Source organism: Pseudonocardia sp. GCM10023141 (assembly GCF_042653605.1).
Genome location: NZ_JBHSIR010000025.1, coordinates 1 through 10941, shown reverse-complemented (window position 1 = coordinate 10941; position 10941 = coordinate 1). Strand labels below are relative to the sequence as shown.

General features: G+C 73.1%; 10 protein-coding genes. 6 read left to right on the top strand and 4 right to left on the bottom strand.

What is annotated here, in order from left to right; genetic code table 11:
• Positions 1-61: 61 nt before the first annotated feature.
• Positions 62-709: a GOLPH3/VPS74 family protein gene (locus ACFPFQ_RS13425; RefSeq protein ID WP_379618446.1), complete on the top strand. Its 648-nt coding sequence runs from the start codon at positions 62-64 to the stop codon at positions 707-709.
• 67 nt (positions 710-776) lie between these two features.
• Entirely contained in the window at positions 777-2693 is a 1917-nt protein-coding gene (locus tag ACFPFQ_RS13420; RefSeq protein WP_379618444.1) for a primary-amine oxidase, read from the top strand.
• On the opposite strand, the gene ACFPFQ_RS13415 is transcribed toward ACFPFQ_RS13420, so the two are convergent.
• The 3 genes from ACFPFQ_RS13415 to ACFPFQ_RS13405 are packed head-to-tail and all read right to left on the bottom strand — an operon-like array spanning position 2685 to position 4122.
• Positions 2685-3317, bottom strand: a complete 633-nt coding sequence (locus ACFPFQ_RS13415) for a dihydrofolate reductase family protein (RefSeq protein ID WP_379618442.1) — start codon at positions 3315-3317, stop codon at positions 2685-2687. The genes ACFPFQ_RS13420 and ACFPFQ_RS13415 overlap by 9 nt on opposite strands.
• Complete coding sequence (locus tag ACFPFQ_RS13410) at positions 3314-3790, bottom strand: SRPBCC domain-containing protein (RefSeq protein ID WP_379618440.1); 477 nt, start codon at positions 3788-3790, stop codon at positions 3314-3316. Before ACFPFQ_RS13410 ends, ACFPFQ_RS13415 begins: the two co-directional genes overlap by 4 nt.
• Positions 3787-4122, bottom strand: coding sequence for an ArsR/SmtB family transcription factor (locus ACFPFQ_RS13405; protein ID WP_379618438.1), 336 nt, complete (start codon positions 4120-4122; stop codon positions 3787-3789). Before ACFPFQ_RS13405 ends, ACFPFQ_RS13410 begins: the two co-directional genes overlap by 4 nt.
• 157 nt (positions 4123-4279) lie before the next feature.
• On the opposite strand from ACFPFQ_RS13405, the gene ACFPFQ_RS13400 reads away from it, so the two are divergent.
• Positions 4280-5380 (top strand): acyltransferase family protein, encoded by a 1101-nt coding sequence (locus ACFPFQ_RS13400; RefSeq protein ID WP_379618436.1) that lies wholly within the window; start codon positions 4280-4282, stop codon positions 5378-5380.
• Positions 5381-5409: 29 nt separating this feature from the next.
• Positions 5410-6432, top strand: a complete 1023-nt coding sequence (locus tag ACFPFQ_RS13395) for a LacI family DNA-binding transcriptional regulator (RefSeq protein ID WP_379618434.1) — start codon at positions 5410-5412, stop codon at positions 6430-6432.
• A gap of 29 nt (positions 6433-6461) precedes the next feature.
• On the opposite strand, the gene ACFPFQ_RS13390 is transcribed toward ACFPFQ_RS13395, so the two are convergent.
• Positions 6462-7820: an MFS transporter gene (locus ACFPFQ_RS13390; RefSeq protein ID WP_379618432.1), complete on the bottom strand. Its 1359-nt coding sequence runs from the start codon at positions 7818-7820 to the stop codon at positions 6462-6464.
• Between the two features lie 145 nt (positions 7821-7965).
• Between ACFPFQ_RS13390 and ACFPFQ_RS13385 the strand changes: the two genes are divergently transcribed.
• Both ACFPFQ_RS13385 and ACFPFQ_RS13380 read left to right on the top strand, forming a co-directional pair.
• Entirely contained in the window at positions 7966-9477 is a 1512-nt protein-coding gene (locus ACFPFQ_RS13385; RefSeq protein ID WP_379618430.1) for a GH1 family beta-glucosidase, read from the top strand.
• Between the two features lie 76 nt (positions 9478-9553).
• The coding region (locus tag ACFPFQ_RS13380; RefSeq protein ID WP_379618428.1) for an anti-sigma-D factor RsdA at positions 9554-10941 on the top strand (1388 nt) is incomplete at its 3' end.

Genomic DNA, 10941 nt, shown 5'->3' with positions numbered 1-10941 from the left:
CGAGATAACATGCCGTCCCAGCAGGTCACATGGCCTGCCACGCGAGAGGAGCACAGCCCGGATGGCGCAGGACCTGCTCGCGAAGCGAATGTTCCTCATCCTCCACAACCCGTTCACCGGGAAGTCGGACGTCGGACAGGATCTGCTCAAGTGCGGCCTCGTCGCCGCCGAGCTCGCCGATCTGATAATGGCGCGTCGGCTCGGCATGGAGAACGACCGGATCGTCGTCGCCGACACCCGCGGCTCCGGCAGCGACGAGATCGGCGCGTTCGTGGTCGAGAGCATCCAGCGCCAGACGAGCGCGCACACCGTGCGCAGTTGGGTGGAGGCGCTCGCCGACGTCCTGTTCGAACTGGTCGCACGCGGGCTCGTCGACGACGGCGTCGTGCGCCGCGAGCAGGGTGGCCGCAAGCTCCTGCGCCGCAGCGCCGACCGCTTCCCCGCCGTCGACCTGATGCGCGCCGCCGGGCCCCGGCTGCGGCTGGAGCACATGCTGCGGACCCCGCGCGAGCGCGACGTGTCCGGTGCCGCGCTCGCCGCCGTCCTCGGCGCGCTCGAGGTCGACCGGGTGCTCGACGTCGACCGCGACCGCGCACAGGTGCGCTTCGCCATCGGCGAGTGCACCGCCTCGCTGCCGATCGACCTGCGCAACCTGGTCGCCGGCGTCGAGGACTCGGTGTCGGCGATCTCCCTCATCGTCCGGCGCTGATCATCCGACAGCTGTCTTGTTACCGTCGAGCCACCGACCCGACCACCGACCGAGAGGGACCCTCCACGTGGTGCTCCACGACGAGCAGACCGGGGCGACCGCGCCGGCCACCGCAGTCCACCCACTGGCCCGGCTGACCGCCGCCGAGATCGACCGCGCCCGTGAGGTGCTCACCGCGGCGGGCCAGGTGCACGACGACACCCGCTTCGCGTCGCTGACGCTGCACGAGCCGCCCAAGGCGGCGGTGCTGGCCTTCGACCGTGACCACGGCGGCGCACCCGACCGGCAGGTGCGCGCGATCCTGCTCGACGTCGGCACCGGGCGGTCGCGGATCGTCGTGGCCTCGCTCACGCGCGGCGTCGTCGACGAGGCCACGGACATCGACCCGGCCACCGACGGCCAGCCACCGATCATGCTGGACGAGTTCGTCGCCGTCGACGAGATCGTCAAGGCCGACGCGGGCTGGGTGGCTGCGCTGCAGCGCCGCGGCATCACCGACCTGTCGCTGGTGTGCCCGTGCCCGCTCTCGGCGGGCTCCTTCGGCATCGACGGCGAGCCCGGACGCCGGCTGCTGCGGGTGCTGTCGTTCCTGCAGCACCGCCCGGCCGACCACCCGTGGGCCCACCCGATCGACGGGCTGGTCGCCTACGTCGACCTCACCACCCGCGAGGTGGTGCAGCTCATCGACCACGCCGACATCGCCGTGCCGGTCGAGGAGGGCAACTTCGACGACCCGGAGTTCACCGGTCCCCCGCGCACGTCGATCAGGCCCCTGCACATCACGCAGCCCGACGGCCCGAGCTTCACCGTCACCGACGACGTCGTGTCGTGGGAGGGCTGGGAGTTCCGCGTCGGCTTCGACGCCCGCGAAGCGCTGGTGCTGCACCAGGTGTCGATCGCGGGCCGCCCGCTGATCCACCGCGCGTCGATCTCGGAGATGGTGGTGCCCTACGCCGATCCCGGGCCCGTCCGGTTCTGGCAGAACTACTTCGACGCGGGCGAGTACCTGCTCGGCCAGCAGGTCAACTCGCTCATGCTGGGCTGCGACTGCGTCGGGGAGATCACCTACCTCGACGCCGTGCTGCCCGACACCGAGTGCCGTCCACGGGTCGTCCAGAACGCGATCTGCCTGCACGAGGAGGACTTCGGCGTCCTCTGGAAGCACAGCGACCTGTTCACCGAGTCGGTGGAGACGCGGCGGCAGCGGCGGCTGGTGATCTCCACCTTCATCACCGTGGGCAACTACGACTACGGCTTCTTCTGGTACTTCTACCTCGACGGCACCATCGAGATGGAGGTCAAGGCCACCGGTGTCCTGTTCACCTCGGCGTTCACCGACGCGCCGTGGTCGCGGGAGGTGGCTCCCGGCCTGGGCGCGCCGCTGCACCAGCACCTGTTCAGCGCCCGCCTCGACATGACCGTGGACGGCACGGCCAACGCCGTCGACGAGATCGACGTGGCCGCGTTCCCCACCGGCGCGGACAACCCGTTCGGCAACGCGTTCGGCACGGTGTCCACGCGGCTGGCCACGGAGTCCGGCGCTGCTCGCACGGCCGACCCCGGCGTCGGACGCACGTGGCGGATCGTGAGCACCGAGCAGACCAACCGCTTCGGCAACCCCACCGGCTACGCGCTGCACCCCGAGGGCCTGCCCACGCTGCTGGCGGCGCCCGACTCGTCGATCGGCAGGCGCGCGACGTTCGCGTCCAAGCACCTGTGGGTCACGCGCTACGACCCGGCGCAGCGCTACGCGGCGGGTGAGCTGGTCAACCAGCACCCGGGTGGTGGCGGCCTGCCCGCGTTCGTGGCGGCCGACCGCCCGATCGACGGCGAGGACATCGTCGTCTGGCACACCTTCGGCACCACCCACGTGCCGCGACCGGAGGACTGGCCGATCATGCCCGTGGACCGCTGCGGCTTCCGGCTGCGGCCCGTCGGCTTCTTCGACCGCAACCCGACGCTGGACGTGCCCCCGTCACACTGAGCCGACGAGGTCCGTGAAGCCCTCGTAGGCGCCCACGGCGGCGGCACCGGTGACCTCGTACTCGAGGAGCAGCAGGCCCGCCGCCGTGGACTCGTTCCCGACGAGCCGCATGCCGGTGGCGGTGGCGGGGTGGGTGAGCAGGCGGCGGCCGGATCCGACGACGGTGGGCGCCACGACGATCCGCAGCGTGTCGACGAGCCCCGCGGAGAGCAGTGCGGCGGCGAGCGTGGCGCTGCCGTGCACCTGCAGCTCGCGGCCCGGCCGCGCCTTCAGCTCGCCGACCGCGGCTGCCGCGTCGCCGCGGAGCACCGTGGTCGGCGCCCACTCGCCGGTCTCGATCGTGTTCGAGACGACGTACTTGGGCAGCCGGTTCATCCGCTCGGTGAACGGGTCGGGTTCGGGGATCTGCGGCCAGTCGCGCGCGAACGCGAGGTAGGTGCGGCGGCCGAGCAGCAGGCCGTCGGCATGGTCGAGCCATGCCGAGGTCCGCTCGACGAACACCTCGTCGATGTGCGGCACGAGCCAACCGCCCCTGGTGAAGCCCTCGCTCGGGTCCTCGTCGGGCGAACCGGGCCCCTGGCTCACGCCGTCGAGCGTGAGGAACTGGATGACGGCGACCTTCATCGCGTGGCTCCTGCCTCGACGAAACCGGCGAGCTGCCCGATGACGGTGCCCCACCCGTCGGCGAAGCCCAGCTCGGCGTGCCGAGCGCAGTCGGCCGGGTCGCCGTGGCGCACGGTGATCCGGTAGTCGGTGCCGTCCGCGCAGTCCTGCAGGACGACCTCGGCGGTCATCGGCACCGGGGCCGGGCTCGTGGGCCGCCAGGCACTGTCGATCGCGTTGGTGAACACGATGCGTTCGAACTCCTCCACCACGAGGAAGCAGGCGTCCAGGTGCGGGACGAACGCGGCGCCGTCGTCGCTCATCTGCGTCACGAACGCTCCGCCGGGTCGGACCTCGAGCCGTTCGACGCGGCAGCGCGTGGGTGCCGGGATCCACCACTGGGCCAGGCTGGCCGGATCGGTCCACGCGGCCCACACGTCCTTGCGGGGAGCTCGGATGACACGCTCGATGCTGAGATCGAGGTCGGGGATCACGGTTTCTCCTGGGTGTTGGTGACGAACCGGTCCAACCGGTCGGTGCGTTCGGTCCAGATGCCGCGCTGCTCGGCGAGCCAGTCGTCGACGAGAGCGAGACGCTCGCGGTTGAGCTCGCAGGTGCGTACCCGGCCGGACTTCGTGGTGCGGATCAGACCGTTCGACTCCAGCACCCGTACGTGCTTCATGAACGACGGCAGCGTCATCGGTGCATCACGGGCGAGCTCGCCGACGCTCGCCCGGCCGCGACCGAGGCGCCGGATCACCGCGCGCCGTGTCGGGTCGGCGAGCGCATCGAACACGCCGTCGAGGACGGCCGAATGCTGAGCCACGCGGCTAAGTATTGCGCGCGCCGATGCTTAGCGCAAGGGCTAAGTGTTGGACCCGCAGTGGGCGGGACCACCGATGCTCACTCAGCGCAACCGGCCCACCCGGGCGTCACCCTCCACCGCGTCCGGGCGCACCACCCGGGTACGGCAAGCTGCACGCATGATCACGGGGGCTGCCACGCCGGGCATCGACACGGCCGAACCGCGGCTGCGGCGCCGCCTGGCCGACTTCCCCGCCCGGCACAACAGCCTCAACGCGCTGCGGCTGGCGCTGGCCGTGCTCGTCATCGTGTCGCACGCCTGGCCGCTGGGCGGGTTCGGCCGCGACCCGCACCTGGGCCGGTTCACCCTCGGCGAGATCGCGGTGGCCGGGTTCTTCACGATCTCCGGCTGGCTGATCACCCAGAGCCGGCTCTCCGGGGGTCTCGGTGGTTACCTGTGGCGACGGTTGGTGCGGATCTACCCCGGCTACCTCGCGGCCCTGATCGTCGTCGCCTTCGTCGTCGCCCCGATCGGGGCGAAGCTCAGCAGCGGTACCTACGGCTGGCGCGACGGCGTGCGCCACGTCCTGGTCAACCTCGGACTGCTGATCAACGACTACGCCGTCGGCACCAGCCTGCCGAGCACCGCGTTCCCGGCATGGAACGGGTCGCTGTGGACGCTGTTCTCCGAGGCCGTGTGCTACGTCGTGATCGGCCTGCTGGTGTCGCTGGTGCCGCGCCGGGCCGTCGCGGCGGTGGTCGTGCTCGCCTTCGTCGGGTTCACGCTCGGGCACCTGATCCTGCTCGGCCCGGGCACGGCACTGCCGTTCTGGCTCAACGACGGCCTGATGCTCTACCCGTTCTTCTTCGCAGGCGCCACGCTGTACGTGCTGCGCCGCCACGTCCCGCTCCATGCGGCCACGGCCGCGGTCGCGCTCGCCCTGCTGGCGCTCGTGATGGTGACCTCGGCACCCAACGGGCTGGGTGCGCTGCCGGTGGCCTACCTGGCCATGTGGCTCGGCGCCGTGCTGCCGCTGCAGAAGGTCGGGAGCCGCAACGACATCTCGTACGGCATGTACATCTACGCCTTCCCGGCGCAGCAGCTCCTCGCCATCGCCGGTGCCACGGCCTGGGGAGTGACGCCGTACCTGCTGCTCGGCATCGTCGCGACGGTGCCGGCGGCCGTGGCGAGCTGGTTCCTCGTGGAGCGTCCCGCCCAGCGGGCGCGCCACTGGTTCGACCGACCCGCCGACAGCGCCCCGCGGGCCGCGCGCGCCTGATCGGCCTCGCGGCTGCCATCATCCTCTCCATGGCAGCACGACCAGCGGGCCGCGCCGCACCCACGCTCGAGTCGGTGGCGGCGCGCGCCGGCGTGTCCCGAGCCACCGCGGGGCGCGTCCTGTCGGGCTCCACCACGGTGGGCGAGCAGGCGCGCGAGGCCGTGCTGCGCGCCGCGGCCGAGCTCTCCTACGTCACCAACCGGGCCGCCCGCTCGCTGATGACGCGGCGCAGCGACTCGGTGGCGTTCGTGGTGGCCGAACCGGAGGAGCGCTTCTTCGGCGATCCCCACTTCGCGCTCATGCTGCGCGGCGCCCAGTCGACGGTGGCCGAGCACGACGTCCAGCTCGTGTTCTCCATCGTCTCCGGCGACGCCGAACGCGAGCGCTTCGAGCGCTTCGCCCGCAGCGGCCACCTCGACGGCGTGATCCTGCTGTCGCTGCACGGCGAGGATCCGCTCCCGCGCAGGCTGCGGGAGGCGGGGGTTCCCGTGATGCTGTCCGGACGCCCGTTCACCCCGGTGCCAGGCCTGCCCTACGTCGACACCGACAACGTCGCCGGGGCCCGGTCGGCGGCGGGGCTGCTCGCCGATCGGGGACGGCACCGGCTCGCGACGATCACCGGCCCGATGGACATGACCGCCGCGATCGACCGTCGCACCGGCTTCGACGAGGAGCTGGTGGCGCGCGGCCTGCGCAGCCACGGCGCGGTCGAGGGTGACTTCTCCTTCGAGAGCGGCCGGCAGGCGATGCAGCAACTGCTGGCCGTGGCGCCCGATGTCGACGGCGTGTTCGCCGCCAACGACCTGATGGCGCTCGGCGCCCTGCAGGTGCTGGGCGAGTCCGGCCGCTCGGTGCCCACCGACGTGGCGGTGGTCGGTTTCGACGACTCGCCGCTGGGCACGTCGGCCCGCCCGGCGCTCACCACCGTGCGCCAGCACGTGTCGCGGATGGGAGCCGCGCTGGCGGCCGGGCTGCTCGACGAGATCGAGCACGGCAGGCCGGGCGCGCCGGTGATCCTGCCGACCGAGCTGGTGCTGCGCGACACCGTCTGAGGGGCACCGTCTGAGATTCGGTCCCGAGCTCAGGCCACCGTCCGGCCCGCGATCGCGACGCCGAGCCCGGCCATGCCCGCGAGCGCGACGATCAGCACCGCCAGCGCCAGCGCCGGTGGGGCGATCAGGGCGAGCAGCGCCCCACCGGCGCCGATCATCGTGGCGGTGGTGAGCTGGTCGGACATCTGCGCCGCCGAGGACTGGAAGCCCACCTCCCCCGGCCCGGACTGCTGCAGGAGCAGGTACGACAGCGACGAGAAGCCCAGGCCCATCCCCGTGCCGGCGATCACCCAGAACGGCACCGACAGCCAGCCCAGCCCCCACGGCGCGGCCACCAGCAGCTGTCCGGCCAGCCCGACGGTCAGGGCGGCGAACCCGGCCCGCAACAGCAGCGGGCGGGGCAGGTCGGGGTGGCGGCCCTGCCACATCGACGCCACCGACCAGCCCAGCGAACCGGTGAGCAGCGGCAACCCGGCCATCGTCAACGACCAGCCGTGCGCGGTGGTGAGCAGCAGCGGCAGGAACGAGTTGGTGGCGAAGAACCCGCCGGCGAGCAGGCCACGGCACGCCACGACGGTGGAGATGCCGCGCCGGGCCCGGAACACACCGCGGGGCAGCAGCCGTCGCATCGACGGCACCAGTACGGCCAGCGCCACCACCGCCACCACCAGCGCGGTGACCGTGACCTGCTGCGACGCCCAGCTCAGCCCACCCACCCCGGCTGCTGCCCCGAGCGCGGCCGCCACCAGCCCACGGCGGGGAGGCTGGGTCGTGCGCCCCGGATCGGGCGCTCCGAGCTTCACCACCGCGGGCACGACCAGCCCGACGGCCAGCAGCACGAGCGGCACCAGCCCCAGGAACACCCAGTGCCAGGAGAACCGCTCGGTGACCAGACCCGAGATCGGCGGGCCGACGAGCGCGGGCAGCACCCAGGCCGAGGAGATCATCCCGAACACCGCGGGCCGGGTCCGCTCCGGATACACCGCCGCCACCAGCACGTAGACCGCCACGCCCTGGGCACCGGCCCCCAGCCCCTGCAGCACGCGTCCCACCAGCAGCTGCGCCATGCCGGCGGCGGTGCCCGCCACCACCAGCCCGACGCCGAACAGCGCGGGTGCCACGAGCAGCGGCAGCCGCGGCCCGGCGACGTCGGACCAGCGCCCGCCCAGCGCCGTACCGGCCACACCGGCCGCCATGAACGTGACGAACGGCCAGGCGTAGAGCGCGACCGCGCCGATGTCGGCCATGACCGCGGGCATCGCCGTGCCGACGCCCATCGCCTCGAACGCGACGAGGCTGATCAGCAGCAGCACGCCGACGGTGGTGGCCAGGCGGCCGGGACCGAAGAGCTCGGTGCGGACGGGGACCGGCGACGCTGGCGTGCTCACATCCGACAGCCTGCGCCATCGACGGCCGGACGGGCCACCGGTTAGGTTCCACCATGGAGTGAGAGCGCTCTCTTGACAGCGCGGCCCGATCGGGAGACCGTTCCTCCACCCGCAGGGAGCGAGCCCGACCGTCCGAGAGGATGCCTTGAGCACCACGCACGCAGCGACCGACACCTACCACGCCGCCACCAGCCCAGCCACCACCCAGGCAGCCGCGTCCACCCGGCCGGACGCCACGGATCCGCTCCCGTTCCCCGCGGGCTTCCACTGGGGCTCCGCCACCGCCGCCTACCAGATCGAGGGCGCCGTGGCCGAGGACGGCCGCACGCCGTCGATCTGGGACACCTTCTCCCACACGCCCGGCCGCGTGACCGGCGGCGACAACGGTGACGTCGCCGACGACCACTACCACCGCTTCCGCGAGGACATCGCGCTGATGGCCAAGCTCGGCCTCACGTCCTACCGCTTCTCGGTGTCGTGGTCGCGGATCACACCGCAGGTGACGCCCGAGGAGCTCGGCCCGGTCAACGAGGCGGGCATCGCGTTCTACTCCGCACTGGTCGACGAGCTGGTCGCGGCCGGCATCACCCCGGCCGTCACCCTCTACCACTGGGACCTCCCCCAGTCGCTCGAGGACGCCGGCGGCTGGACGTCCCGGTCGACCGCGGAGCGCTTCGCCGAGTACGCGGGTGTCGTCGCTGCGGCGCTCGGTGACCGGGCGCCGACGATCAGCACGCTCAACGAGCCGTGGTGCAGCGCCTTCCTCGGCTACGGCAGCGGCGTGCACGCCCCCGGCCGCACCGACCACGCCGCGGTACTTGCCGCGGTGCACCACCTCAACCTGGCGCACGGACTGGCCGCCGCGGCGATCCGGGAGGCCGCGCCCGCCGCCCGCATCGCGGTGACGCTCAACCTCGCCTGGGTGCGTCCGGAGACCGACTCACCCGCCGACACCGATGCGGCCCGTCGCATCGACGGGCTGCAGAACCGGATCTTCCTGGACCCGATGCTGCGCGGGAGCTACCCGGCCGACGTGATCGCCGACACCGCGGCCGTGTCCGACTGGGCGTTCGTGCACCCCGGCGATCTCGCGATCATCGCGGCCCCCCTCGACGCGCTGGGCGTCAACTACTACGCGCCCACCCCGGTCCGGCACTGGACGCGGGAGCACCCCAAGGTGCAGGCCGACGGCCACACCGCCGCGAGCGCCACACCGTGGGTGGCGGCAGACGACGTCGAGTTCCCGCTGCTCGACGGGCCCCGGACCGACATGGGCTGGTCCATCGACCCGCGCGGGCTGACCGCGTTGCTCCTCCGGCTCACGGCCGAGAACCCGGGCCTGGAACTGCTGGTCACCGAGAACGGCGCGGCCTTCCCCGACGTCGTCGACGCGGACGGGCGGATCGCCGACGCCGACCGCAGCGAGTACATCCGCGCCCACCTCGTCGCGGTGCACGACGCCATCACCGCAGGTGCCGCGGTGGCCGGCTACTACGTCTGGTCGTTCCTCGACAACTTCGAGTGGGCGTGGGGCTACAACAAGCGCTTCGGGATCGTTCACGTCGATTACGAGACGCTTCAGCGCAGGTACAAGGACAGCGCGCTGTTCTATGCTGATGTCATTCGACAGAACGCCGTGCCGAGGGTGCTGCCCTGACACCCTTCCGGGTAGAGTTCGGGCGATTCCAGACGTCCCAGGCTGATTGTCGGCCACCGTCGGTAGAGGAGGTCGAGTGCGGCGCGGCGAGAACGGCCCTCTCGATGGCTTCCCCTCCGGCAACCACGACCCCGGCGAACCGCTCGATGTCGGCGCGCTGCGCGCTGATGACGACTTCATCGAGGCACTGGTCTCCGGGCGTGTCCCGGAGCGCTCGGATGCCGACCCGGTCGAGGACGAGCTGGTCGCGATGCTCGCGGCCTGGGTCGCCGATGTCCGCCCCGAGACGCTCGCAACCGGGACACTCGCAGCCGAGGCGCCGGCAGGCCCGTTCGTCGAGCTGACGTCGGTGCCCACCGCAGGCACCCGGTCCGGTTCGTCGGCCCGGCCCGCCGCGCTCACCCCGGTGCCCGGCGGCGCACCCGTCCGGCCGCGCCACGCGGCGGTCCCACCGCGGCACGCCCGGCGGCTGGCCGTCGCGGCGGCCATGGTGGTGCTCGCGTCCTCCGGGCTCGCCGTCGGGGCGTGGGACGCCCAGCCCGGCACGGCGCTGTGGCCCGTCTCCAAGCTGTTCTACGCGGAGCGCGCGGCGTCGGTCGAGGCCGCCGCCGATGTCACCGCGGGTCTGGCGAAGGCGCGCACGGCGCTGCAGCAGGGCCGCCGCGCCGACGCCGCAGCGGCCGTCAACGACGTGCTCAGCAAGCTGGCCGCGGTCCGCACCGACGAGGGCCACGATGCGCTGGTCCACGAGCACGACCTGCTGGCCGAGGCCGCCGGCGCACCGCTGGTGGGCTCGCCCACCGCGCAGGGCGACGACCTTCCCGCCGGTGGGTCGGTGTACGCCGCGCCCGCCCCGTCGGCCGACCCGCCCGCGGGTGACGCGCTGTCCACGCTCCCCTCGGCCAACCCGTTCGACGGCAAGGTGCTCGCCGGCGGCGCGTCGCTGGGCGCCACCGCCGCGGGAGCGCTGCCGACGGCACCCCCGAGCGCGGCCGCCCCGAGCGCAGCTCCCAGTGCAGGTCCCAGTGCCGCTCCCAGTGCACCTCCGAGCGAGGCACCCGCGGCCGGTCCCACCGCCGCGCCGGAGCCCACCGCGTCGGAGCCCACCCCACCGCCCAGCACCGGCACAGCCAGCACCGGAACGCCGAGCTCGGGCCCGTCCACCACCGGTACCGGCGGCTCCGGTACCGGCGGATCCACGGACGTCGCGCCCAGCAACCCGCCCGCCAGCAACCCGCCCGCCAGCAACCCGCCCGCCAGCAACCCGCCCGCCAGCAACCCGCCTGTCGACAACCCGCCTCCGGCCGAGCCGCCCCCTGCCGCGCCGCCGGCAGGCCCCGCCGATGCCGGTGCTCCGGTCGCCGAGGCACCGGCTGCGCCCGCGGCCCCCGCGCCGGTCGAGAACCCCGCGCCGGTCGAGAACCCCGCGCCGGTCGCCGGGGCGCCTGCGCCCGCGCCCGCGCC